Origin of the sequence: uncultured Lactobacillus sp., assembly GCF_945290125.1 — a bacterium.
GTDB classification, from domain to species: Bacteria; Bacillota; Bacilli; order Lactobacillales; family Lactobacillaceae; genus Lactobacillus; species Lactobacillus rizhaonensis.
Genome location: NZ_CALYQV010000009.1, coordinates 22,044 through 47,607, shown reverse-complemented (window position 1 = coordinate 47,607; position 25,564 = coordinate 22,044). Strand labels below are relative to the sequence as shown.

The following is a 25,564-nucleotide window of genomic DNA, read 5'->3' as shown; positions in this document are numbered from 1 at the left end:
ATTGCTGATTCATTTCACCATAATTGCGCCAATTGTACCCTTCAGGTAAAAATTCTTGTTCATGACCGGCCTGATTGTTTTTAACCCAATCCAGTAATAATCTCTGCCATTCATATAAATGAATTAGAACATCACGAATATTGTGATCTCTTTTCCAGTGGGCCCCTTTTAATTTACTAGTATCAAAGTTGAAACTACCTGTACGAGCATCTTCCGGCAACTCAGAAATCAAAGCAACTATCTTTTGGTAAGATGAATTACTTGCATCTACTAACTCTTGTTTGGTCTTAGGACGTGGCATAAGTTCTCCCTTTTAAATTTAGTTTTTATCTTTAGCTAGTATTTTAACATATATGATTATCTAATAATAATTATTTCTAACAGCTTCTTAAATATTAAAGAAAGCACCTCACAATTAGTGAAATGCTTTAAATAATAAATCGATCTTCCTTTAAGACAAATGCTTACCGATTACATTACCAATTATTGACAATGTAAAACAAACCACAAAATACAAAACTGCAAGTGCAGCAAACATTGGTAAGATATAGTTTGCATTTTGTCCGTAAATAACTTGTGCATGTTGCATCATTTCAGGAACAACAATAATCGTTGCGAGGGATGTATCCTTAATAAGGGAAACAAACTGACTAATAATTGCAGGAACCATATTCTTATAAGCTTGTGGCAAAACAACATGCCATAGTGCTTGTACAAATGACATTCCTGTAGACCGAGCCCCTTCCATTTGACCAACAGAAACAGACTGAATACCCGAACGTACAATTTCAGCAATCATACTCGATTCAAAGACAGTCATAGCGATTATAGCCGCTGGAATCGTTTCTGGCCTTAAACCAAAGTTAGGTAGTCCAAAGTAAGTGAAGAAGATAATTAGAAGTAACGGAATATTACGAATAATATCAATTACAAAGCCTACAACCTGTGAAACATACTTAATCTTAGAATACCTGATTATGCCTAAAATTGAGCCAAAAATGAAACTTAAGATAACTGAAATTACAGAAATATAAATAGTTACCCAGAGGCCCATTAACAAAAAGCGTACATTAAGCCATGAAAAGGCATTAATCCAATTTTGCATTTTTTAATACCTCCTTCTAACCTAATTTCTTTTCTAAGTGTCGCATGTAATAGCTAATTGGCAAAGTAACAATCAAGTATAAAACACCTACAACTAAATAACTGTTAATGGTATCGAAAGTAGTAGACGCAATTGAGTTTGCCTGGTACATCAAATCAAATCCTGCAACAAAGGCTAAAACTGAAGAGTTTTTAACCAAGTTAACAAATTGGTTTCCTAAAGGCGGAATGACTATTTTAAATGCCTGAGGCAAAATAATATAGCGCATTGCCTGCCAATAGGTCATACCGGTTGATCTGGCTCCCTCCATTTGTCCGTTAGAGACCGATTGAATACCTGAACGGATCGTCTCTGCGATAAAAGCAGAAGTATAGAGTGTTAAGCCAATAGTTCCTGCAGTAAAGCCATTGATTTTGACAACATACATCGGAATTACTAGATAGAAAAACATAGTGATGACAAGCAAAGGAATGTTACGCATAATTTCAACATAAGCATGTCCAATTACACGCATTACTTTACTTGGAAGAACTTCCATAATTGCAAATATTGTTCCAATTATTAAACTGAAAAATAGAGCAATTATACTAGATAATACTGTCCAGCCTAAGCCTACCAATAGTTGGCTGCTGAATTTTGCAAAAATATTAATCATCGGCGATACAGCTCCTTATACTTAAATCCTGGAACATCGCCAAACCACTTTTTAATTAAGCGATTATATTCACCGTTATGCTGCATTTCAAGAACTGCCTTGTCTACAGCTTCGGTAAATGAGGTTTGTCCCTTATTAACCGCAACACCGTATGGTTCAACAGTAAAGGTACCACCACGAACTTCGTAGCCCGGATTTTGCACTGCCAACCCAAATAAAATTCCGTTATCAGTAGTTAGAGCATCCCCTTGGTGCGACTTCAGTGCATTCATCGCTTGAGCATAATCCTGCAATTCAATCACTTTTGCTTTAGGAGCTACTTTTTTAATGTTTGCAACCGAGTTGGCACCCACAACACCGATAACTGTCTTACCATTTAGATCCTTGGTACTCTTAATTGAAGAGTTTTTAGGAACTAACAGAGATTGACCAGCATCAAAGTAAGATTTTGAAAAAGAAATAATCTTTTTACGTTCTGGCGTAATTGACATAGTAGCAATCACAGCATCCACATTACCATTCTTTAACAGAGGAATTCTGGATTGAGAGGTTGTAGTGACAAATTCTGCCTTACCCTGAGGACCTAAAATATGCTTCGTAATATGTTTAGCCATATCAACGTCAAAACCTTTTTGCTGGCCATCACGAACATCGATTAAACCGAAAAGCTTAACGTCACCTTTAACACCCCAAACAATCGTATTAGATTGCTTAGCATTTTTTAAAACGGATTGATCATTAACGCTTTTACCACAGCCAGTTAACATTAAAATACATGCCAATAAAGGAAGTAGCCAAAATTTCTTTTTCATAATTGGCCTCCTTAGTGAGAAATAATTTTACTCAAAAATTGTTGTGCCCGCTCCGTCTTTGGCTGTTTAAAGAAGCTCTCGCTGTCATCATCCTCAACAATCCGACCTTGGTCCATAAAGATAACCCTATTGGCAACCTCTTTGGCAAAGCCCATTTCGTGAGTAACAATTAATGAGGTCATACCACTTTCGTTGGTAACCTTTTTTATAACTTGTAAAACATCATCAATCATTTCCGGATCAAGAGCAGACGTAGGTTCATCATATAAAATAAGCTTTGGCTTCATTGCCAGAGTTCGTGCTATTGCAACACGCTGTTTTTGACCACCAGAAATCTGTGAAGGCATATTATGTGCCCATTTCCTTAGTCCAACCATATCCAGCAAGTCTAACGCCTGTTTTTTATTTTCCTCTTCAGGAATATGACTTACTATTCTGGGTGCTAGCATAATATTTTCCAGTACATCTTTATTCTTGTATAAATTAAAGTGCTGGAAAACCATCCCCACATCACTACGTAAGATATTGAGATTAGTCTTTGGATCAGAGAGATCGTGACCGTTAACTATCAACTTACCCTTCTGGATTGATTCAAGTCCGTTAACGGTCCGTACAAGCGTACTTTTACCGGAACCGGATGGCCCGATCAGAACCACCGTTTCACCTTGATCAATCTCTAAATTAATGTCGTGCAGTGCATGAAAATGGCCATAAAATTTTTGCACGTTATGGAACTCTATCATCGACATTGTCATCGCCCCTTTCATAGTCAATGCATGAAATAATAAGTTGTAGTTTCTATTTTACTATAGCGGTTAAGAATTTTAAAAGTAATACAGTTTTTTTAATAAAAATTTAGACAACGCTCTGTTTGATTCACGTTAAAATGAAAGTCTATTTCTGCCCGCCATATAAGCAAATATTAAATAAAAATGGTTATATTGTATGTTCAATACTAATATTTTTTTATCAAAAAATGCAATTTATCATTAAAAATAACTGTGAGAAATGTATTTTTAATTACAGATTGGCACTTTTAAAAAGGGTCAAATTAGCTTAAAATCTCATTAGGAGAAAACTTATGGATAAGATAAAAGATTATAACTTAATTTCGAAACAGGCTAGCAATTTGCTCCAAAATGAGCATGATTTAATTGCCAATATGAGTAATATTAGCTCGCTTCTTTACAATAGTTTACCTGATGTTAGTTATGCAGGCTTCTATCGTTTTAAAGACAACGAATTAATTTTAGGACCTTTTCAGGGACCCATTGCCTGCATGCATATTCCAATCGGAAAAGGGGTCTGCGGTGTCGCTGCAAAAACTCAGCAAATTCAAATCGTACCTAATGTTCACGAATTTACTGGTCATATTGCTTGTGATGCGGCTACAAATTCTGAAATTGTCGTTCCGCTTATCAAAAATAAAAGCTTACTTGCAGTTCTTGACCTTGACAGCAACAGTTTCAATAGATTTGATCAAATTGATGCTGAATATTTACAAAAAATAGCTGATCTTGTTTCAAAATAAACTAAAAAAGTTCCGCAATCTAAATTAAGATTGCGGAGCTTTTTATTTTAAAGATACTTTTATTTTTTGCCCGTTAGACGTTGAAATGCTTTTACAATTTCAACTATCACGATCATACAGATTCCAGCACCTAAAACTATCAACCATTGTGTGGAATTTAATTCTGTGACATCAAAGAATTTTGTCATAAACGGCAACTCTACTGCCGCCATTACCACGGCAGAAATTAATATTGCCCAATTAAACCATTTATTGGCAAAGGTTCTTCTTGAAAAAATAGATTGGTGAATATACTTAGAGTTGAAAGCATGAAACAGTTGAATTAAGCCTAAGGTAAGAAAGGCCATAGTTAATGCATCACCATGTTGCAAGTTAGCATTATTTATATGAGGGCCAAAATTTAATCCTAACTGGTAAGTAGTTAAAACAATAGCACCTTCTAAAATTCCCTGGTAAACAATCGAGCTCGCGACTCCACCGCTAAAGAAGTTTGATTTTTTACCCCGTGGTGTCCGTTTCATGATACCTTTTTCAACTGGTTCAAGGCCGAGAGCAATGGCTGGCAGCGTGTCCGTAACTAAGTTAATCCACAATAGTTGAACAGGAGCTAAGATATCCCAGCCTAACATGGTCATCATGAACACTGTTAGAACCTCACCAACATTACAACTCATCAAGTAAAGGATGGCCTTTTGGATATTGCTAAAGACTTTACGTCCTTGTTTGACAGCTTCAACGATCGTAGCAAAATTATCATCCGCCAAAACCATATCACTGGCCCCTTTTGATACTTCGGTACCGGTAATCCCCATACCTATCCCAATATCAGCCTGCTTCAAACTAGGAGCGTCATTAACGCCGTCACCTGTCATTGCCACAATTTTACCTTGCGCCTGCCATGCTTTGACAATGCGGACTTTATGTTCGGGTGAAACTCTGGCATAAACGTTAAAATCTGCTACGTGTTTTTCCAGGTATTCATCACTAAATTCATCCAGTTGTGCACCGGTAACAACTCGTTCATCTTCACCAGGTTTTAAAATCCCTAATCTTTCCGCAATCGCCTGTGCAGTTACCTGAAAGTCACCTGTAATCATAACAGTTCTAATTCCGGCATTATGGGCTTCAACTATGGCCTTTTTGGCTTCTGGACGTTCCGGGTCGATCATTCCAACCAAACCTGCAAAAATTAAATCTTGTTCAACATTATTAGTTGAAGGATCATCATATAACTTCTCAACCGGCTTATAGGCTAGGCCCAGAACTCGCAGCGCATTTTTAGCCATATTTTGATTAGCAAGCATAATTTCGTCTTTTTGCTTTTCGCTAATTGCACTAACTTTGCCGTCTAGTTCAATCCGAGTTACTCGTTTCAGCAGCTGATCCGGTGCTCCTTTAACTGCTACAAAGTAACTTCCATTGTCCTCAATGACGGTACTCATCAGTTTACGGCCAGAATCAAACGGCACTTCCTGCAGTCTTTTATGACTTGTAATTAAGTTATGCACATCTATCTTTTGATCAAGTGCATATTGAATTAAGGCAGTTTCGGTAGGATCTCCCAGCAATTGATTATTTTCATCAAGTTTAGAATCATTAGCTAAAACCATCGCCATTAAAGCATGATTATCGTGGCTAATGCTGCTGGAAGATTTATGTACTTGATTATCATAATAAATCTGCTCAACTGTCATTTTATTTTGGGTTAGTGTACCAGTTTTATCGGAACAAATGATGTCTGTTGCACCTAAGGTTTCAACAGCGGGTAACTTGCGCACAATCGAATTATGCTTGGCCATCACCTGCGTGCCTAATGCCAAAATAATAGTAACAATAGCCGGCAATCCTTCTGGAATAGCTGCAACTGCAAGTGACACGGCAACCAAGAACATATCGATTGCCAATTTATCTGTTGGCTCCGTTCCTTTTTTGGTAAAAAAGCCTACAACGAATACCACAGCACAAATTAGCAGAATCATGATCGTTAGCGTTTTACCTAACTGGTTAAGATTGCGCTTTAATGGGGTATCAGTTTCATCGGTGTTATTAAGCATTGTGGCAATTTTACCGACTTCAGTGTTCATTCCCGTTTCAGTAACTATACCTTCACCGCGGCCATAGGTCACATTGGTATTGGCAAAAGCCATATTATCCTGATCTGCGAGTGCTACCTTTTCATCATTAATAGGCTCAACATTTTTGTCAACTGGAACTGATTCACCGGTTAAAGCAGATTCTTCAATTTTAAGGCTCTTAGTAACAGTTAAACGCAAATCCGCTGGAACTACATCACCTGCTTCAAGTAAAACAACATCACCTGGCAATAATTCTGGACTGGGAATTTCAACAATCTGACCATCTCGACGAACATGAGCATTGGGAGTAGCCATTTTCTTTAATGCGTTAATTGCTTCTTCCGAACGTGTTTCTTGGAAAACACCTAGGACCGCGTTCAAAATAACCACAATCATAATTATTGCAGCATCTGTCCATTCTTGTGCGACAAAGCCTGAAAGTAGCGCTGCAACTATCAAAACAATGATCATGAAATCTTTGAATTGAGCCAAAAAACGTTGCCAAATACTAATTTTCTTTTTACTTGCCAAACTATTAGTGCCATATTTTGCACGCAAGGCACTAATCTGACTGGTCTTTAAACCCTGACTAGTTGATGTTGACAACTCTTGAGCTACATTTTCAATTTCTTGGTTATAAAATTTCTGGGGCATTGTTACCTCCTACTAACAAAAAAGAGACCCCTATGTTTAACACACACAAGTCTCACTATTTAAGATAAGTCCAGAAGTATTCCTTCGGGTGTTGGGCTTATCGCAAGTAATTGCTGTTACTCCCTCATGATGATACTTATTATAAATAAATTTTTTATTTTTAACAAGAATAAGACTATTAAAATTAGCTAAAACAAAAACAGTTTCTATTACTTAGAAACTGCCTTCGCTCATATTCTGTTAGTTAAGACCTGTCCATTGCCATTCTGTAACTTCAGGCATATCTTTGCCATTATCACGAATGTATTGGTGATGCTTAGCAAGCAATCTGTCCATCTCTGCTACAAAGCCTGCACTCTTTTCAGCATAACGAGGAACACTTAAAATGGCATCTTTAGCTAGGTGGAAGCGATCAAGTTCGTTAACTACCCGCATATCAAATGGAGTAGTAATGTCGCCTTCTTCTTCGTAGCAGTGAATGTGAACGTTGCTGCGTTTACGACCAAACCAGATAGATTGCATCATAGCTTTGTAACCGTGCCATGCAAAAATCACTGGCACATCGCTTGGGAACAATTGCTCAAATTCTTCATCTGAAATTGCTTCTGGATTATCCTTGGTGTTCATTAGCTTCATAACATCAATAACATTGATGTAACGAATTTTCAGGTCAGGAAAATTCTTGTGCAAAATATCGATTGCGGCAAGAGATTCCATTGTTGGTTCAGTTTCAGTTGAAGCAAACACAACATCAGGTTTTGAGTTATGGTCAGTTGAAGCCCAATCAATGTAAGATAAGCCGTGATTTGCAATACGAGTTGCTTCATCAATTGAGAACCATTGTGGTCTTTCCTGCTTAGAAGTTACCAAAATATTAATACATTCACGATCAGTGAAAGCTTTTTGGGAAATTGCCAACAATGAGTTAGTATCAGCAGGCAGATACTCATGAACTAAATCAGGACGATTCTTTTCATACATGTGAGTCAATATACCTGGGTCTTGGTGGGTATAACCATTATGGTCTTGTTGGAACACAGTTGAAGTTGCAATAAAGTTAAGTGATGGGTAATCTTTGCGCCAATACTGTTCCTTAGCTTTTCTTAACCATTTCATATGCTGGGTCAGCATTGAATCTACAACACGACCAAATGATTCGTAGGTAGCAAAGAAGCCATGACGACCTGATAAAACATAACCTTCAAGCCAGCCCTCATCCTGGTGTTCTGATAATTGAGAATCAATTAAACGCCCACTTGGTGCCAAGTTTTCATCATTAGGAGTATGAACAGAGCTTTCCCATTGCCGTTTTTGTTCATCAATGAACTTAAACAAGCGATTTGACTTAGTTTCATCTGGTCCGAAGCCACGGAAAGTATTTGGATTAAGTTCAGCGATTTCATTTAAGTACTTAGCCCATTCGGTCATGTCCTCAGCTTCAATAGAACCTGGTTGATCAAATTTCAAAGCATACTTACGATAATCAGGCAAGCTAAGGCGCTTAGTTTTTTCACCACCAGCATTAGTGATTGGATTCATAGCCATTCGACTATCACCAGCAACATTATCCGCTGTTACCAATGCAGTTGGTGTACCATTTTCATCAAATAGTTCTTCTGGTTTATAGCTCTTAAGCCAGTCAACGAGCATATCTTTATGCTCCATATCATCTTGAGCAACTGGAATTGGAATTTGGTGTGCTCTAAATGAATTTTCAATTGGATTACCGTCAAGGTCTTTCTTTGGACCAGTCCAACCCTTAGGCACGCGGAAAATAATCATTGGCCAGTGAGGTAAGGTTAAATCATTGTTTTCACGTGCATTCTTTTGAATAGCCTTAATTTCTTCAATGACAGTATCCATTAATTTGGCCATTTCTTTGTGAACTTGCATATGGTCTTTATAACCGTCAAATTCACCGCCATTATATGCGGAAATGATATAAGGATGCCAGCCCATACCTTCAAAGTACTTGGTCAGTTCTTCGTCTGACATCCTGGAAACGATAGTTGGATTGGAAATCTTAAAACCATTAATTTGCAAGATTGGCAATACAGCTCCATCTTTTATAGGGTTAATAAATTTATCACTGAACCAGCTGGCAGCAAGCGGTCCAGTTTCAGCTTCACCATCACCGATTTCCACAGCGGCAATCACATCAGGATTGTCTAAAATTGCACCAGTACCATGAGAAAGTGAATAACCTAATTCTCCACCTTCATGCATTGATCCTGGAGTTTCAGGTGCAGCGTGCGAAGCGGAGCCACCCGGAAAACTAAAGCGTTTAAATAGCTTGGCCATGCCCTTTTCGTCTTGTTGAATTTCAGGATAAAGTTCACTATATGAACCATCAAGATATGAGTTTGAAACCATAACCTGACCACCGTGACCCGAGCCTTCAATATAGAACATATTTAAACCATATTTTTTAATAACTCTATTTAAATGAGCATAAATAAAGTTTTGCGGCGAAATAGTACCCCAGTGACCAATTGGCTTAGGTTTTACCTCACTTGCTTTTAAATCATGTTTTAATAATGGATTGCTCATTAAGAAAAGCTGACCGACTGATAAATAATTTGCAGCCCGCCAATGAGCGTCAACGCTTTTAAGGAATTCTTTTGAATCATAATCAACTGTCATTTTAATTCTCCCTTAGTTGTCTAGCTTAATTTCATTTTATAAACATATTATAGCAAGTTTCAAATAAAGTTCAACCATTTTAAAAATTGGTTCGTCCCAATTTTGTAAAAACGCGTTTGCTTAAAATCAGTACAGTAAAAACACTATTGTTCCTCTACTTTTTATTTACAGATCAGCATATTTATGCTCAAATACTGATAAGTACTTATTTTTATAGCTAAACGCTGAAAAAGTAGTTAAATATTATTTACTGTAGTGTTAATTTATTTAAAGGAGAAGTATGATGACACAGGAAGACCGTCTGTTAAAAATCAAGCAAATGCTTAAAAATGAAAAACATTTACGAACCCGCAGCTTAGCACGCTATTTCAATATTTCTTTTGACACTGCTCGACGAGACGTGGTTCGATTAACCTCAACTGGACAAGCAATCAGAGTTCATGGCGGATTAATTGCCATTGATGAAAATGAGGTGCCCAATTTTCTTACCAGAAACCAAATTGATTCACCTATCAAAATTAAAATGGCTCAGATGGCTAGACGTTTTGTACATCCTAACCAGTGCGATTTTATTGGTCCCTCAACTACTCTTAAAAAATTGTGTGAATTAATTTGTGGTACAGATTTGCAAATAGTCACTAATTCAATTGACAACTCACTAGCTTTGATGCAAACAAAATTACCAAGTGTAAGACTGCTGGGAGGGAAAATTGATAAAGAGCATAGGTTTAATTATTCTGTATCTTCACTTGATCTTTTACATAGAATAAGTTTTAACACTGCCTTCATTGGCACCTCCAACGTCAAAGATGACGGTATTTATTCAGCAAAAATGAGCGATTCGGAGTTAATTAAAACCGCATGTTCCAGAGCAAAGCAAGTTGTTGTGGTTGCAGAAAAATATAAGTTTGATAGTGAAAATTCTTCTCCTTACATGTCAATTCCACTTAGTGAAATTGACGTTTTAATCACAGATTTGCCTTTGCCAGAAAAATTTGAGAAAAATTTTTCACCGAAGACCCAAATCATATCGGTTTTAAGGAAGTGAGGTTATGCGTAACTTTTTTGGTAGTTTGTTTTTAAAAAAGCAGCAACAACTAATCGAAGAAGTATATCAGGATTTAGATCAGTTTTATCAGAGTTTTTACTCTAATATATATAATGAATTGAATATCAATAAATATAAGCAAATTCGTGACGCCATTGGAATGGTAATACGCAAATTTGACATCCAAGACCATCCTTTAGAATATACTGGAAAATTAGTTATGTATATTCAAGCTAGAGTTGTGCTGCAGCATTTGCATTTAACAACTATGCAGCAAAAACTTCTACAAGATTTAAGTGACAAAACAAAAAAGATTAACTTAAATTTTGTTTATACTGGTCGGCTCACGGATATGCAACAATTTAGCAATGTTTGATTTTTTCTTTTATATAAAATGTATCCAAAAAAAGCAGGCTTTTGCCTGCCTTTTTATTTATTCAAATTAACAAAAGTATTAAAGCGCATGTATTGATAATGAATGCGCATGGTTGAAACTTCAAATGGAGTACCATCATCTAAAAAGAAAATACCTTCCATTACTCCAACTGGTTCAGTAGACTTCAAATTAAGCCTTGCCTGATCATCCCTATCAGATGGTTCAACAGTAATATTAAGAAAGGCTTTAGTTACTACCTTATTTTGTGAATCCTCTAAGTAATTAAAAAGTGACTTTTTTAAGTACTCAGGTTTGAGTTCAGGAACTATTTTAATAGGTACATAGCCTGTTTCTATTAAAAAGGGCTGTTCATCCAAAAAACGAAGTCTTTTAAATTCATAAACAAAGTCATTTTCTTTAAGAAACAAGTCCTGAGCTATTCCAGCGGGTGTTTTAATCACATTAAAAGAAAGCAGCTTAATACCCTGCTTTTTTCCTGGGACTTTAAGGCTATCTGTCAACCCTAAATTTGATCCTTCATATCGAAACAATGACTGATTTTTTAAGTATAAAGGATTAATAAATGTGCCACTACCCCTTTTTTTAAAAACAATGCCTTGTTGAGACAGCAGCTCCATTGCCCTTTTCATTGATGAGCGACTTACCTGGTAATGTTCAGCTAGACTACGCTCATCTGGAAGACGCATTCCTTCATATTTGTTATCCAAAATATTTTGTTTGATATCGCGCATCACAGTACGATAAACGAAATCTGCCATTATCTACCTCAATTACTTACTTCTTTGATGGCTGCAATTAGCCATTCGGAAAATTGTTTACGGTCAATTTTCACACCAACTTGAACATTTGCTGGCTGACCAAAAAAGTTATCAAAATCAATCATTGATGCGCCATAAGCACTAGGACTCTTAGTATCTACCACAACATAAGCCCGTTTAAAAGTATACATTTCCGGTTTTACCAGCATTCCAGATGCCAGCGCATCATAAACTTCTCGACCATTAGTTTTAGTGTGATCTTGCAACTTGTCCATAATATGATAAAGCATATTCCCAGTTCTGCCTATTTTCTTAATTTGCGTTAAGACCTCCGGAGTAACATAGGCTTGATGACCTAATTCCAGTGGTGCCAATAAAATTTTTATGCCACTTGAAAAAACAATTTGTGCTGCTTCAGGGTCACCCGCAACATTATATTCCGCATATGGACCCCAGTTTCCACGGCCGATTGCACCGCCCATAATTACCAATTGTTCTATTTTAGGTAAATCTTCCGGGAACTGTCTAAAATAAAGGGCAAAATCAGTTGCTGGGCCGATCTGCATTAAAGTTACCTTCTCGCTACTATTAGCTACTACCTCATGTATTGCTCCTGCAGCTAAACCTGCTTTTAATAAGCTATAATCAGGTTCAGGAAAATCAAAACCAGCCAGTCCACTTTTGCCGTGAACATCAGAAGCATCAATTTGGTCTCGTAATAAAGGTCTTTGTGCTCCACTCACTACTGGCACTTTAGTTTGCAAAAAAGTTTCCAATTTCAAGGTATTAGTCAAAGTGTTTTTAAGCGGAACATTGCCCCAAGTCGCAGCAATCAGCTTTACATCAAGTTCAGGAGCAAACAAGGCTGTTGTCAATGCTACTACATCATCAATTCCGGGATCGGTACTAATTATCAAAGGTTTTTTTATCATAAGAATCCTCTTTTAAAATCGTTATAGCACTATGATACCAAATTTAGCTTCCAGTTGCTCTTAAAAAAAAGTTAGCCAAAAACAAAATCTTAGGCTAACTCGTAAATTTATTTTTTGCGGTCTTCAATATTGCCATCAGCATGAGCAATAATAACTTCATTGCACATTCCTAAGAATAGGCCATGCTCAACAACACCTACAGTATGATCCAGATAATCAGCTAAGCCGCTAGGAACCGGAATAGGATCAATGTTTAAGTCAATAATATAATTACCATAATGAGTGACAAAACGCTTATTTCCAGACATCCGCCATTGAGGATTCAGTCCTTCAGCCTGAAAAAGTTTGAAGTTTTGCACACACGAAATTGGCAAAACTTCAACTGGTAATGGAAAGCCGCTAAGGTGGTCAACCATTTTAGATTCATCCACAATCCAAACTACTTGGCGTGAATTAACCGCAACATTTTTTTCCATAGTTAAGGCTCCGCCACCACCTTTGATGCCATCAAAATTAGCGGCTATTCTGTCTGCACCATCAATAGTTACGTCAAGTTGGTCCACAGTTGCCAATTCAGCAACATGGAAGCCATAACTTTCCAGCTGTTTTTTACTTCTACTCGAAGTTGTCACCACTGCTGCTAGATTAAGCCCTTCTTTTTTTCTTCTGCCTAATTCAGCAATTAAAAAAGCGACTGTAGAGCCGGTTCCGACTCCCAATTTCATTTTCGGCTTAACTAATTCAGCAGCTTTTACAGCAGCTAGTTTTTTTAACCTATCCTGTTCTTCTTTATCCATGATCCGTGCTTTCTAAAATCAAATTATTAACCAGTAGTTCAAATTCATTATAGCAAAAATAGCAGAATAACAGGACATAAAAAAAGCAGTCATGGACTGCTTTTTGAATTTTATTTATTATTCAGGATCAATTTCAGGAGCCTTGTTAATTTCACCAGACATCATCCAAATACGTTTTTCAACATCTGAGTGGAAGCCAGTCAGCATATCATTTGTTGAGTAATCTCCCTCTTCATCACTGACTTTGATTCCTTCTTCATATAGTTGATCAAGGTAATGGTAATCAGCAATAATTTTTGCATAACGCTCGTCAATAGTTTCATTCCAATTACCTTTTTCATCGGGAATCTTAGTTTTAGCTGCTATTTCGCTTAGTGTAGAAACTGGAGAACCATCGAGGGTAATTAGACGCTCTGAAACCTGATCCAATTGATCAGCTAATTCATCCATTACTTTATCAAGGTATGGGTGTAATTTCAAAAAGCGATTACCACGCATATACCAATGGTGTTGATGAACAACCATATGCAGTTGTGTCAGATCAGCAACTAATTGGTTTAAAACTTCTTTGGTTTTTGGATATTTCATAAAAAATTCCTCCACATTCAGATAATACGACTACACTTTTATTATAACGAGTAAGCGCTCTTAATACTAAAATATTGTTTAGTATTTTTTTAATTTAGTATTAAGCAGCATCAGGAGTTGCGTTATTCCTTTCATTCTTGAGAGTAACATTATCATAATGCTTAATGAACGGGTACCAGATTAGAAACGCTACTATAGCACATATTATCGCCAAAATTCCTCCTTGCCAACTTGTAGTAGCAAGATAACCACCTAAACCAACAGGTGTTGGCCAAGGCTGTTGTACTATGATGACCGGAACAATCTTTGCGGCAATTGCTAAATAAGCTACCAGACCTGAAGCCATAGGTGCACAAATAAATGGTATAAACAAATCAATATTATACACAATTGGCAGACCGAAAAGAATTGGTTCGTTGATATTGAAAACAGCTGGCACAATTTCAACTTTACCTAATTCTTTTAACTGTGTCGAACGTGCCCGTAATACCAGCCAAATAGCGACACCCAAGGTAGCACCAGAACCACCAATTGTAACAAAGGCATTTAAGATTTCACCCGCAAAAACGTGGTGAGCACCTTGATTAACATTAGCTTGCATATTAGCTAAAACAATTGGTGAATAGAAGGAGCTGATAATCGTTGCACCATGAATTCCAAACCACCATAAGAAGTGAATAAGGAAAAGAATGATTAAAAAGCCCCACCAAGTATCAGCAATATCACTAATAAATGAGAATGGAATAAACAGAACGTTGAATAAGTCAGTCCCAGCCATAACTAAAGCCATATTTATCGCTGACATAACTACAGCAACGCAAAAGCCTGGAATCATTGCACTAAAGGAGTTTGCAACACCTGATGGTACTGAATCCGGCATTTTTATTTGCCAGTTATGTTTAATAGTAAAGCGGTATATTTGTACCGTTATCCAAGCTACAACCAGACCGATAAAAATACCGACAGCACCGATACGGTAAATACCAGCTAATGGAGAAGCTTGGTAACCTCCAGCAATCATTTTATCTTTAGTAAATAAAGTTATAAATTCAACTCTACCGTTTTTCCATACTAATTCAGCAACAGTAATGAAGAAACCCATTAAAAACATCATTAAGCCATCAATAGGAATTAAACTTAAGTGTTCTTCATCACGATAAATCTTGGTATAGGAATAAGCAAAAGTACCTGAGAAAACCAGCGCAATAATACCCATCGTGGCGTTGTAAACGGACTGAAACAGGTTAGTAAAACGTCCTATTGTCCCCGCATACCAAGCAGCAAATCCGGGAACAGGTATAGCTTTCGGCAACACTGTCAAAATCAAGAAAATGGATCCAATAATGGAAAATGAAATCACACTATAACCGGCGTCCATAATAGCCCTGACGAACCGCGTTGCAGCAAACTTACCTGCCACCTCAGCAATTCGATCTTTTATTGGTTTTTTATTTGTTCCAGCCATAAAAAATACTCCCTCTAAATAATTATTATTAATCAACCATAATTAATTGACTATAATAATTATTGTAAGCGTAATCATAAAAAATGCAACTATTTATTTTTTTCTACTGCCTTAATAGCATTCAAATATTTATCTTTTCCAATATTAATATTATGTATTCTGCGCTCACAAAAATAAGCCAGCAAAATACCCGCTAAAAGAAACGCAACCATAAAGTAGACTGAATTTTGATCAGTGATAAAGGGTAGAATTTGTTTTTTGAAAGGTATAAATAAACTGCAAGCCAGCAATAAATTAACAATAATTTGAATCCATAAATAAATTCTGGTAATCGGCACATCGCTCTTGCGATTATGCATTTTAGTCAGCTGTTCGATGGCAGCAATTCCGGACAAAATAGTCATTAAACCAGCTAAAATTATTCCCGGTAATTTCTGGTATTCAACTAAAATTAACAACCAAAACAGATTGGCAAAGAGAAAGATGACTATGCTATAACGAACCATTAAATAACGGCTAAAATAAAGATATTTGATACTATCTTCATGCTTTTTACGCTCAACATCACTTTGATTAGAAGATTTGCTTGTCATATTTTCCAGTCCTTTACGATATTATATTAACAATTATAGCCTTTTTTTTTGCAATAAAGCTAGTGTTAATGTTACTTGAAGATTAGGTAGCAATTGTATAAAATATAGCTGTTAACGCTATCACAAAAATATTAAAAAGGAGATAAAAATGTATTCAGCAAAAATGCCAGAGGGATTCTTATGGGGCGGTGCTGTTGCTGCTCATCAATTAGAAGGCGCCTGGAATGAAGATGGCAAGGGGATGTCAGTTGCCGATGTCATGACTGTTGGCTCTGCCACTAAACCGCGCGAAATTACTGATGGGATTATTCCCGGCAAGAACTACCCTAACCACAGTGCTATTGACTTTTATCACCACTATAAAGAAGATATAAAATTAATGGCCGAAATGGGCTTTAAAGCCTTTAGAACTTCAATTGCCTGGACCAGGATTTTTCCTAACGGCGATGACGAAAAACCTAACGAAGCAGGTTTAAAATTTTATGATGATTTGTTTGATACCTGCCACCACTATGGTATTGAACCAGTAATTACTTTATCTCACTTTGAAATTCCATTTAATTTAGTGAAAAAATATCATGGTTTCACCAATCGCAAATTAATTGATTTCTTTGTGCGCTTTGCAACAGTTTGCTTTAAGCGCTACAAGAATAAAGTAAAGTACTGGATGACCTTCAATGAAATTGATAATCAGTCTGCTTATAACGAAGACTTTTTAATGGCAACAAATTCAGGAATAATTTTTAATGGCATGACTGACAAGGAAAAAGAAGCCGCAATGTATCAAGCAGCCCACTATGAGTTAGTAGCTTCTGCTTTAGCTGTTAAAGTTGGACATAAAATTAATCCTGATTTTCAAATTGGTTGCATGATTAATTACTCCCCTGTTAGACCACTAACTCCTTCTTCAGACGATGTGTTGTTAGCTGATAAGTTTGAACAGCGTCGTGACTGGTTCTCTGATGTTCATGTCTTTGGTAAATATCCTAAAGAAGTTGAAGCATATATTAAACGAAATGGTTATCGTCCTGACATTACTGATGAAGACAGAATTGTTTTGAAGGAAGGAACTGTTGATTATGTAGCTTTCAGTTATTACCAAACAACTACTGTTTCAGCTAAAAACGTTAAACCGGACGAATTAAACGACTTATCTAAGGCAATAACCCAAAACCCAACTTTAGAAAGAAGTGACTGGGGTTGGGAAATTGATCCAGCTGGATTAAGAATCGCTCTAAATCACTTAACTGATCGTTATCACAAACCTTTGTTTATCGTTGAAAATGGCTTAGGAGCTTATGATAAAGTTGAAGCAGATGGCTCCATTCATGATGATTACAGAGTTGATTATTTGAGAAAGCATATTTCTGAAATGGAAAAAGCAGTTGCAATTGATGGCGTGGACTTAATGGGTTATCTGCCATGGGGACCAATCGATCTTGTATCTGCTGGAACTGGTCAAATGGACAAACGATACGGCTTTATCTATGTTGATAAGAACGATGCCGGAGAAGGCACTTTGAAACGTTCACGTAAAGATTCATTCGACTGGTATAAAAAAGTCATTAATTCAAACGGTCTAGATTTGGATTAAACTAATAGTAAAACATAAAAAATACACGATGCCAATTTATTGGAAATCGTGTATTTTTTTAGACTTTAAAAATTAGACTATGTACTTTTACTATCAAAAGCTACTGAATAAGTGATCAATTTGCTCAAATTCACTTGGAGACAATTCAACCTTCAGTGCTGCAGCGTTACTTCTAACTTGGGCAGCATTACGAGCTCCAGGAATCACAACATTTATTGCAGGATTTGCCATGTACCAAGCCAATACAATTTGCGTAACAGTTGCTTGATGATCTTCAGCGATCTTTCTAATCCCATCAATTCCCGTAATTGCTTTATCATATTGTTTCTTGTCCAAATTACCTAGTAGCTGTCCACCATCACTATTTTTAAACTTGTCCCAGTCAGCTAGAGCGTATTTACCTGTTAACAGTCCTGAAGCCAGTGGGAAAAATGGCACAAAGGAAATATTATTTTCCTGTAAATACTTTAATTCTTCTTTAACTGGAGATTGGTGAACCAAACTGAATTGATCTTCAACAATATCAACTTTACCGTTTTTATTAGCTTCTTTAATTTGATCCAATGAAAAATTAGAAACACCAATTGCTCTTATTTTTCCTGCTTTTTTCCTAAATCGGACAGAGTTTCGACTGCTTCATCTTTAGGCGTTTCTTTATCCGGAAAATGCAAATAAAAAATATCAATGTAATCGGTCTTCAGTCGTGATAATGCTTCGTCAACTGCTTTTTTAATAAACTCAGCACTGTTATTAATGGCCATATCCTGCGACTTATCTTGGGCAGCTTTAGTGGCAATTATAACTTTCGAACGATCATAATCTTGCAAAACATCACCAATAATTTCTTCTGATCTACCAAGACCATAGACATAGGCTGTGTCTAAGAAATTAATTCCTAGATTTAGTGCTTCTCGCAGGAGGTCATATCCATCTTTTTCGTTTAAATTATTAAACAGATTATGTCCTCCGACTTTATTCGTCCCTAAACCTAATTTACTGGTATAAACATCACTTTTACCTATTTTTACTTGTTTCATATTTCACTTCCAAATAATGGATCTAAAATACTCAATGTAAGAAAGTATAATTATAAAACTCACCTAATTAAGACAAGGGCAAAAATTCATCACGATTAACTAACCACGCCTCGTTTTACAAAAACAGTATCGTTTACAAATTAATCAATTTGCTTTTGTTCATTAAGTCTATTTGTCTGCTTCTTTCTTTAATACATTCGCATTAAAAAGCTTTTCATAAAGATCAACCATTTCCCCAGCTAAATCTCTAAATGTAATAGCATTCATCAAATGATCTTGTGAATGAACAACAAGCAGAGTAACTTTTGTATGGTCTCCTTGAGCTTCTTTGGTGAGCATTCCAGTTTGAGAATTATGTGCTTCGTTAAGAGATTTATCGGATTCTTCCAGCTTAGCTCTAGCACCTGCAATGTCGCCTTTTTTAGCAAGTCTGATAGCTTCAAATGCAAGACTTTTAGCATTACCACCATTGGCAATAAGGCCCATAGCTGCTTCTAAAGTTTCTTGTTCTTTCTGTTCAGGTGTTTGTTTTTCTGCCATGGTTATCCCCTTATCCGTTAATCAAGTCTTCAGCTTGTTGCAATACTTTCTTACCGTCCATCATACCGTATGAACGCATATCAATAACTCCAAGAGGAATATCGTTACCATCTTTTCCTTGACCTTTTACCTTATTCTTAAAGTCATCTTCCATGTACCGAATTTGTGGCCCAAGTAAAATGCAGTCTGGATGATCTTGCTCAATATGTTGAGAAGCTTCTGAAGCAGGGCATGCAAAAATATTTGCATCAATACCTTGATCCTTTGCAGCCTGCTGCATTTTGGTAACCAATAAAGATGTACTCATTCCGGCACTGCAATTAAGCATAATAGTTTGTTCTGCCATAATAATAATTTCCTCCTAAAATGTATCCTAATATTTATTTCTTCTATTATAGCACTTTTAAAATAGCGCTTACTAATAAGTCTATTAATTTTTCTACTATTTTCAGAAAATTTAATGAAGGCTTACTTTTTGCCTGAAAATAAAATATACGTGGCCGGTAAGATTTTAGCGACTACGTATATTACATAATATAGTTCAATTGTATCTATTTAATTTCACAATGATAACTGTTATAGCCTTACTTAAAAGCCTTTAAAAGCTAAAACAATTGCAGCAATACCAACAATTAACAATGATAAACCAATAACTAAAGAAGTCCACATTGCCAAAGGCATAAAGCCATTATTAGTACCCTTATGTAAAATTCCGTGGATATAAACGACACTATTAACTACTTGATAAGACCCTAAAGCCATCATAATCGCAGCGATAATCATTAAAAATGCTGCACTTGTTAAAAAGCTTGCCATTTTAACACCCTCTTTTAAACTAGTAACTATACTATACAATAATTTTACCACGTTTTTAAATTAAAGTGGATAATAACTTATAATTTTTTTCTATTCAAAATTTAAAAATGATAGAACAAGCAAATAATTCCACCACAAAATAAAACAAGCCCAAAAAAGAAAGCAAAAGCAATTGCCAAAATTGAAAAACCATTACTAGTCCCATTTCGTAGAATACTTCTAGTATATTTATAATTAGATATTAGTTCAAAACCAGCTAGCAAAAGCAAAACGACACCCATAATTTTCTGGAATATTATGCCGTTGAAAAAGTTACTCATTACTATCGCCTTCTTTAATTTTAAAGCCCTTTCACTTTTGTTTTGCCTAATTATAAACCCTTTAATAAAAAAAGTATAGCAAAATTGCTATACTTCATTATTTTAGAATTCATCATCTTGGATAGGTGATTCGATACTTTGATAGCGATAAACACCACTTTTACCGGCCTCAATTATTGCGGAAAGTAATTGTTCCTTTTCTAATTGATCACGATTGATAAACAATTCAAGCAGCATTGGAGTATTCACACCAGTAATAATTTCTATTCCTGGATATTTCTTTAGTAAGCCCACTAAAGTATTAAACGGTGTGCCCCCTTTTAAATCTGTTAGGCAAATAATTATCCCTCTCAACCGATCAATTTTCTGACTCAACTCTTTTTTTAGCTGATCTAAAGATTCCCCGTTTTCAAAATTTACAGTTAGGCAGTTTTCCTGTTTACCACAAATCATTTCTGCTGATTTTAATATTTCTGGGGCAGAACTGCCATGCGTACAAATAATTACTCCAACCATTAGTTAGCTCTATCTAATTAATAATCTAAGCAGCGGTAGTAACGCCGAATATCCATTGGATGACGGTTAATGTGCTCTATATGAACATCAATTCTATTATTAATTGCATGGAAAACAAATGGTGACAAGGTGCCACGATATTTTTCTGAAAATCCGGGTAAATCATAGTCTTTAGAATCTATAATGGTATAGTTGCCACAGATTTCTGGCAAAAATTTTGCAACACGTACACTTAATTGCCTTTGACTGTCTTCGCCAACATAAACTGTAACAGGAGTGTCACGATCAACCACTTCAAACATACCGTGGAAAAATTCTGCTGCTTCAACAGCTCTAGTTCTAATCCAGTGCTGTTCTTCCCAGTAACACATAGCATATGAATAAGTGGCGCCCCATTGATTACCTGCTCCGACAAAATAATGAATTTCATCATCATGGTGTTTTTCAGCAAATTTATCAGCAAATTTATCTGCATTTTCCTCAATGTCTGCAATGTCTTGAGCAAAATGAGCATCCATTTCCTGATAAAGTTCGTCATAATCAGAGAATTCACCATTTAAATACATTAAACGGTCTCCTACCATGAAAAATTTTAGCTGTTCGTTTTCAGGATAAGAAATACAATATGTTAACATTGAAGCTAAGTTAGCCTTAGGATTATCCATAAAGCCCAGAATTGTAGCACCAGTTTTATTCAACTTTTTTACTGCATCAACCATCTCTTTAGTGTTGCCCGTAACGGAAGAAATGATTACCAAAGTTTTTGTGGTAATTCTTTTATTACCTGTAACAACATATTCAGCCGCATTTTGATAAAAGGTTTCTAGAGCACTTTTTTCTTTCATGTGAATATTAGCCTGCATTCCAGAAGCATAAGTGCCTCCAATTCCCAGCCAGCATATATTATCTATTCCTTTTTTAAATAATGGATCAATAACATTGTTAATTTGGGTTCTTAAATTAAGAGCTCCAGTCATACTGTCAACTAATTTTTGCTTGTTAAATTTACGCATTCTTTAAATCTCTTTCTTGCTCAACAATTTTAATTCCTGCACTTGCACCCATTATTGATGCACCAGCATTTAAAAACCCCATTGCTTCATCATAAGTATGTATGCCGCCCGCAGCTTTTATTTTTATTGCAGGATCTAGAACTCTTTTCATAAGTTTTACGTCTTCAATCTTAGCTCCGCCAAAGCTTCTTCCTGTTGAAGTCTTTAAAAAGGCCGGTTTAACCCGATTTGCAATTTCACAAATTTTTTCCTTGGCGGCATTATCACCATCTAATTTACACATCTCAACGATTACTTTGTCGCAAATATTGTGTTGCTTACAAAATTGGGAAATTGTCGACATTTCCTTTTCTATAGCGTCAAAATCTTTATTTTCAACGTTTTTTTGGTTTAATGGGTAATCTACTTCTTCATAATTTTTGGCAGCATAATCTTCAAACCGCTTCATTTTCTCATCAAGTTCCATCCTGCCTTCAGGAAAATCTATCGCACCAGCAATAATGATGTCAGTATCTTTTAACGACACTTTAGCGATATCATATTCATTTTCCGGTTTGGCAAATATTGCTCTAAAATTATATTTCTTTGCTTTCTCCAAGTATTGTTCAAAAGTATCATTTGGATCGTCAATATAGTCAATCTTTTTATTAATCATTTTTATACCTCAATTTCTCAATATTTTTCAATTTAACTTAAACACCTAATACTCCCCAAACAGTAAGCAAAACCCCAATGATGGTAGCACCTAATAGTTGCCACAAGACATTAATTTTCTTTTTGTTCAGGACATAAAATATATACAGGACTAATAGCGAAAGTACGCCTGGTAATATGCTGTCTAAAACACTTTGTAAAGAAGTTGCTGTTTTACCCGTACCAAATTTTGCTACGACTTTAACAACTACCATATTTTGAGTCATTGCTCCTATGACCATAACTCCGAGAATACCAGCAGCCTCCTTAAACTTATCCATCAAGCCCGATTTTTGAATTTTATCAAGATAGCTGGTTCCCATACTGTATCCAGCCTTGACTCCAAAATACCTAACAAGGTATGCAGGAATGTTGTATATTAGCAAAAATAAAATTGGTCCGAGAATACTGCCTTTCATTGAAAGAGATGCAGCTACACCAACTGCTAGAACTCTCAAGGTGCCTAGAAACAGTGAGTCTCCTATTCCTGACAATGGACCCATCAATGCAGTTTTAATAGCACTAATAGTGGAAACATCAAAATCTTTATCTTCAGAATTCTTTTCTTCCATTGAAGCTACTACACCGCCAATAAAAGGAACTAATTGTGGAGTACAATTAAAAAATTCCATCTGCCTTTCAAGTGATTCAGTGTATTCTTTTTGATTTTTATGATAAAGCTTCTTCATTAAAGGGGCCATCATATAAGCAAATGCCAAGTGCATTTGTCTCTCATAGTTCCAACCAAATTCCATTGGTAAGGAACGCCACATTATCTGTCTTAAATCTTTATTGGTTATCTTATTTTCTTTAGAAATCGTCGTCATAATTGGTATCCTCTTTTGTTGAAGTAGATGTGGTTAAAACAGTCTGTTTTTTATCTGAATGAAATTTAACAATAACAATAATTAGCCCGAATAAAGCAACACCTAATACAGGTACTTTCAGATATGCCGAGAGCAAAAATCCTAAAAAGAAATATGGCAATATGGTTTTATTAATAATCATTTCCAATAAGATAGCAAAACCGATAGCGGGCAACATATTTGCTGCTACTTGTAAACCGTCAATAATGTTTTGTGGAATGACGTTTAATAGTGCCTTCATTCCTGCACTTCCAGCATAATAGCCTAAAAAGCACAAAATTCCACGACGGGTACATTCAATCAAGCCAATCCCCCACATAGAAGCTGTTATACCACCAGGTTTGCCTTCTTTTGCATATCTATCACCAATATGGGCAATTGCTGGAAAAATTACACTTGTTAAATTCCCTATAGCCAGTGAAAGCATTGCAATAGGCATGGCAATGGCGATTGCTGCACCAACGCCCTTTCCCAAAGTAATTGCAAAAGCTGTACCTAAAACTCCACCTACAATTACATCCGGGGGTAAATATGCGCCAACTGAAATAGCTCCCATAAATACTAGTTCTAGTGATGCTCCAATAATAATACCTTGAGTTAAATTTCCTAATACCAGACCTACCAAAGGACCTAAAATAATTGGTCTATTTAACATGTTAGAACCGATTGCAAAATCTAAGGGACCAATAAAACCTACTAGTCCAATCAGTAATGCAGTACCTAAATTACTCATTTTTTCTCCTATCTTTTACTTTAAAAAAGGACTTAGAAATGCTAGTGACTTTCTTTCCACTGCCGCAGGGTTTAAAAAGTATTCAGATTGCCCAAATTCAAACGTAAAATCACCCTGATAATTATTTGAATTAAAAGCCTGAAAATCGTCACCAGGATTTCTTTCGCCCTCACCCCAGCAACGATGACCAACTGGGTTGCCATCAACAAAATGGCAATGAATGACTTTTGAGCCAAAAGCAGTAAAATACTGTAAAATAGTTTCTCTATTTCTAGCCATGGCTCCCAAATCGATGTTTACTCCCACATTATTTTCATCAACATCGTCTATATAGGTTTTAAGATCAACGATTGAATTAACCAAATGAGACTCATCGGGTTGCAAAGCTTCAACAGCGATTTTAATTTGACAACTAGCAGCATATTCGGCTACTGTTTTCATCATTTTCACCGACCGTTCCCAAGCTTTTTTGGGGTCTTCATCATAAAAGTCCCAGCCAGAATTTAATGCAATCATATGAACACCTAATTCTGCAGCAGCATCGATTAAGTTCTTAAAATATGCAATAGATCCATCCCTTAAGTGCTTACTTTTAGCAGCCAAATTATATAAATTGGGATTACTCTGTTGTGGTGTTAAGCAAATTATTTTTAAATTATGATCTGCAACATTCTTTTTTATTTGAGATACATTTTGATGTCCTGTGTCCTCAACCCAGAAATGTTGTGGACTTGTCCAAAGTTCTATCTGAGTTAAACCGTTTCGGCTAACCGAATCTAAAAAATATTCAAAAGAATAGTTTCTATAATAATAATTCATGGCTGCCAAACGACTCTTTGAAATTTTATTATTCATTATTTAGAACCTACATCATTTCCTTATATAATTCTTTTTTATCATTTGGCACTTGTCTAATCTCTATTTCACAACCTTGATTTACCAGCTCCTTTAATTTGCTCTCATCCTCATTTGTGACATTGATAGCTTTACTTATTTGCTTTGTACCATCTGCCGGTTTTGTTCCTCCTAAATTGATATGATTAATTTGAGGATATGCAGTAGCTAAAGAATAAGCATCTGCAACGGACTCAACAACAATAAATAATTTGTATTTATCGGTCACGCCACTTTTTAGGGCTTTAATTGAATCAGAAATATTTTTAATCACTAATTTAACTCCTTGGGGCTTAGCAAGTTTCATGGCTGTCTTACGGATCTCGTTATTCGGGACATCGTTATTAGCAATTAGAATACAATCAACTCCTAGTTCCTGAGTCCAAGAAAAAGCTACTTGCCCATGCAGCAATCTGTGATCGACTCGCAATAATTTAATCAAATTAATTCCTCCTTATCTGAATCTTGTCCTTACACCAAACTATTAGC

At 36.0% G+C, this 25,564-nt stretch carries 28 protein-coding genes and 1 pseudogene; 4 read left to right on the top strand and 25 right to left on the bottom strand.

From position 1 onward, the window contains the following. The 5 genes from Q0K80_RS02860 to Q0K80_RS02840 form a co-directional block, all read right to left on the bottom strand. Nucleotides 1-301, bottom strand: a 301-nt coding sequence (locus Q0K80_RS02860; RefSeq protein WP_294602851.1) for a ClbS/DfsB family four-helix bundle protein, incomplete at its 3' end; no start/stop codon positions are given. Nucleotides 302-451: 150 nt separating this feature from the next. Then, on the bottom strand, nucleotides 452-1,105 hold the full coding sequence (locus Q0K80_RS02855; RefSeq protein WP_294602849.1) for an amino acid ABC transporter permease: 654 nt from the start codon (nucleotides 1,103-1,105) through the stop codon (nucleotides 452-454). Between the two features lie 16 nt (nucleotides 1,106-1,121). Beyond that, entirely contained in the window at nucleotides 1,122-1,760 is a 639-nt protein-coding gene (locus Q0K80_RS02850; protein WP_294602847.1) for an amino acid ABC transporter permease, read from the bottom strand. Continuing rightward, on the bottom strand, nucleotides 1,757-2,572 hold the full coding sequence (locus Q0K80_RS02845) for a glutamate ABC transporter substrate-binding protein (protein ID WP_294602845.1): 816 nt from the start codon (nucleotides 2,570-2,572) through the stop codon (nucleotides 1,757-1,759). The genes Q0K80_RS02850 and Q0K80_RS02845 overlap by 4 nt, the downstream gene beginning before the upstream one ends. A gap of 11 nt (nucleotides 2,573-2,583) precedes the next feature. Further along, a complete protein-coding gene (locus Q0K80_RS02840) occupies nucleotides 2,584-3,321 on the bottom strand; it encodes an amino acid ABC transporter ATP-binding protein (protein ID WP_294602842.1) in 738 nt (245 codons plus the stop codon). 332 nt (nucleotides 3,322-3,653) lie between these two features. Between Q0K80_RS02840 and Q0K80_RS02835 the strand changes: the two genes are divergently transcribed. After that, nucleotides 3,654-4,103, top strand: a complete 450-nt coding sequence (locus tag Q0K80_RS02835) for a GAF domain-containing protein (RefSeq protein WP_294602839.1) — start codon at nucleotides 3,654-3,656, stop codon at nucleotides 4,101-4,103. A gap of 59 nt (nucleotides 4,104-4,162) precedes the next feature. Here the strand turns inward: Q0K80_RS02835 and Q0K80_RS02830 are convergent, their stop codons facing one another. Together Q0K80_RS02830 and Q0K80_RS02825 are read right to left on the bottom strand one after the other, a co-directional pair. Continuing rightward, nucleotides 4,163-6,832 (bottom strand): calcium-translocating P-type ATPase, PMCA-type, encoded by a 2,670-nt coding sequence (locus Q0K80_RS02830; protein ID WP_294602836.1) that lies wholly within the window; start codon nucleotides 6,830-6,832, stop codon nucleotides 4,163-4,165. Between the two features lie 240 nt (nucleotides 6,833-7,072). Beyond that, a complete protein-coding gene (locus Q0K80_RS02825; RefSeq protein WP_294602833.1) occupies nucleotides 7,073-9,475 on the bottom strand; it encodes a phosphoketolase family protein in 2,403 nt (800 codons plus the stop codon). 283 nt (nucleotides 9,476-9,758) lie between these two features. On the opposite strand from Q0K80_RS02825, the gene Q0K80_RS02820 reads away from it, so the two are divergent. Next, nucleotides 9,759-10,523: a DeoR/GlpR family DNA-binding transcription regulator gene (locus Q0K80_RS02820; RefSeq protein ID WP_294602831.1), complete on the top strand. Its 765-nt coding sequence runs from the start codon at nucleotides 9,759-9,761 to the stop codon at nucleotides 10,521-10,523. 4 nt (nucleotides 10,524-10,527) lie between these two features. Then, nucleotides 10,528-10,899, top strand: a complete 372-nt coding sequence (locus Q0K80_RS02815; RefSeq protein WP_294602828.1) for a bacteriocin immunity protein — start codon at nucleotides 10,528-10,530, stop codon at nucleotides 10,897-10,899. A gap of 53 nt (nucleotides 10,900-10,952) precedes the next feature. On the opposite strand, the gene Q0K80_RS02810 is transcribed toward Q0K80_RS02815, so the two are convergent. From Q0K80_RS02810 to Q0K80_RS02785, 6 genes are all read right to left on the bottom strand, one after another. Continuing rightward, on the bottom strand, nucleotides 10,953-11,678 hold the full coding sequence (locus Q0K80_RS02810) for a GntR family transcriptional regulator (protein WP_294602823.1): 726 nt from the start codon (nucleotides 11,676-11,678) through the stop codon (nucleotides 10,953-10,955). 8 nt (nucleotides 11,679-11,686) lie between these two features. After that, entirely contained in the window at nucleotides 11,687-12,610 is a 924-nt protein-coding gene (locus Q0K80_RS02805) for a nucleoside hydrolase (protein ID WP_294602821.1), read from the bottom strand. A 107-nt stretch (nucleotides 12,611-12,717) separates the two neighbouring features. Continuing rightward, entirely contained in the window at nucleotides 12,718-13,407 is a 690-nt protein-coding gene (rpiA, locus tag Q0K80_RS02800) for a ribose-5-phosphate isomerase RpiA (protein WP_294602819.1), read from the bottom strand. Between the two features lie 117 nt (nucleotides 13,408-13,524). After that, nucleotides 13,525-13,995 carry a DNA starvation/stationary phase protection protein gene (locus Q0K80_RS02795; protein WP_294602817.1) on the bottom strand — a complete coding sequence of 157 codons (471 nt, stop codon included), beginning with the start codon at nucleotides 13,993-13,995 and terminating at the stop codon, nucleotides 13,525-13,527. Nucleotides 13,996-14,095: 100 nt separating this feature from the next. Continuing rightward, on the bottom strand, nucleotides 14,096-15,460 hold the full coding sequence (gene celB, locus Q0K80_RS02790; RefSeq protein WP_294602815.1) for a PTS cellobiose transporter subunit IIC: 1,365 nt from the start codon (nucleotides 15,458-15,460) through the stop codon (nucleotides 14,096-14,098). Nucleotides 15,461-15,549: 89 nt separating this feature from the next. Next, nucleotides 15,550-16,053 (bottom strand): PTS cellobiose transporter subunit IIA, encoded by a 504-nt coding sequence (locus Q0K80_RS02785; RefSeq protein WP_294602813.1) that lies wholly within the window; start codon nucleotides 16,051-16,053, stop codon nucleotides 15,550-15,552. 148 nt (nucleotides 16,054-16,201) lie between these two features. On the opposite strand from Q0K80_RS02785, the gene Q0K80_RS02780 reads away from it, so the two are divergent. Beyond that, entirely contained in the window at nucleotides 16,202-17,647 is a 1,446-nt protein-coding gene (locus Q0K80_RS02780) for a 6-phospho-beta-glucosidase (protein ID WP_294602810.1), read from the top strand. 93 nt (nucleotides 17,648-17,740) lie between these two features. Here Q0K80_RS02780 and Q0K80_RS02775 read toward each other — a convergent pair. From Q0K80_RS02775 to Q0K80_RS02720, 12 genes and pseudogenes are all read right to left on the bottom strand, one after another. Continuing rightward, nucleotides 17,741-18,684: pseudogene (locus Q0K80_RS02775) on the bottom strand (aldo/keto reductase). Nucleotides 18,685-18,852: 168 nt separating this feature from the next. Continuing rightward, the gene (locus Q0K80_RS02770) at nucleotides 18,853-19,224 is read right to left on the bottom strand and encodes a PTS lactose/cellobiose transporter subunit IIA (RefSeq protein WP_294602807.1); all 372 of its coding nucleotides are present in this window, start codon (nucleotides 19,222-19,224) and stop codon (nucleotides 18,853-18,855) included. Nucleotides 19,225-19,234: 10 nt separating this feature from the next. Continuing rightward, the gene (locus tag Q0K80_RS02765) at nucleotides 19,235-19,570 is read right to left on the bottom strand and encodes a PTS sugar transporter subunit IIB (protein ID WP_046324495.1); all 336 of its coding nucleotides are present in this window, start codon (nucleotides 19,568-19,570) and stop codon (nucleotides 19,235-19,237) included. Nucleotides 19,571-19,812: 242 nt separating this feature from the next. Then, nucleotides 19,813-20,040 carry a hypothetical protein gene (locus Q0K80_RS02760; RefSeq protein WP_046324494.1) on the bottom strand — a complete coding sequence of 76 codons (228 nt, stop codon included), beginning with the start codon at nucleotides 20,038-20,040 and terminating at the stop codon, nucleotides 19,813-19,815. 101 nt (nucleotides 20,041-20,141) lie between these two features. Next, entirely contained in the window at nucleotides 20,142-20,360 is a 219-nt protein-coding gene (locus Q0K80_RS02755) for a hypothetical protein (protein ID WP_294602797.1), read from the bottom strand. A gap of 102 nt (nucleotides 20,361-20,462) precedes the next feature. Beyond that, nucleotides 20,463-20,876 (bottom strand): PTS sugar transporter subunit IIA, encoded by a 414-nt coding sequence (locus tag Q0K80_RS02750; protein WP_294602794.1) that lies wholly within the window; start codon nucleotides 20,874-20,876, stop codon nucleotides 20,463-20,465. A gap of 17 nt (nucleotides 20,877-20,893) precedes the next feature. Beyond that, nucleotides 20,894-21,889 carry an SIS domain-containing protein gene (locus Q0K80_RS02745; protein WP_294602791.1) on the bottom strand — a complete coding sequence of 332 codons (996 nt, stop codon included), beginning with the start codon at nucleotides 21,887-21,889 and terminating at the stop codon, nucleotides 20,894-20,896. After that, on the bottom strand, nucleotides 21,882-22,544 hold the full coding sequence (deoC, locus tag Q0K80_RS02740; protein WP_294602787.1) for a deoxyribose-phosphate aldolase: 663 nt from the start codon (nucleotides 22,542-22,544) through the stop codon (nucleotides 21,882-21,884). Before deoC ends, Q0K80_RS02745 begins: the two co-directional genes overlap by 8 nt. Nucleotides 22,545-22,581: 37 nt before the next feature. Further along, nucleotides 22,582-23,409: a PTS system mannose/fructose/sorbose family transporter subunit IID gene (locus tag Q0K80_RS02735; protein ID WP_294602784.1), complete on the bottom strand. Its 828-nt coding sequence runs from the start codon at nucleotides 23,407-23,409 to the stop codon at nucleotides 22,582-22,584. After that, complete coding sequence (locus Q0K80_RS02730) at nucleotides 23,393-24,181, bottom strand: PTS sugar transporter subunit IIC (RefSeq protein WP_294602781.1); 789 nt, start codon at nucleotides 24,179-24,181, stop codon at nucleotides 23,393-23,395. Before Q0K80_RS02730 ends, Q0K80_RS02735 begins: the two co-directional genes overlap by 17 nt. Nucleotides 24,182-24,196: 15 nt before the next feature. Further along, nucleotides 24,197-25,036, bottom strand: coding sequence for a sugar phosphate isomerase/epimerase family protein (locus Q0K80_RS02725; RefSeq protein WP_294602778.1), 840 nt, complete (start codon nucleotides 25,034-25,036; stop codon nucleotides 24,197-24,199). Between the two features lie 10 nt (nucleotides 25,037-25,046). Continuing rightward, nucleotides 25,047-25,517 carry a PTS sugar transporter subunit IIB gene (locus tag Q0K80_RS02720; protein WP_294602774.1) on the bottom strand — a complete coding sequence of 157 codons (471 nt, stop codon included), beginning with the start codon at nucleotides 25,515-25,517 and terminating at the stop codon, nucleotides 25,047-25,049. Nucleotides 25,518-25,564: the final 47 nt, after the last annotated feature.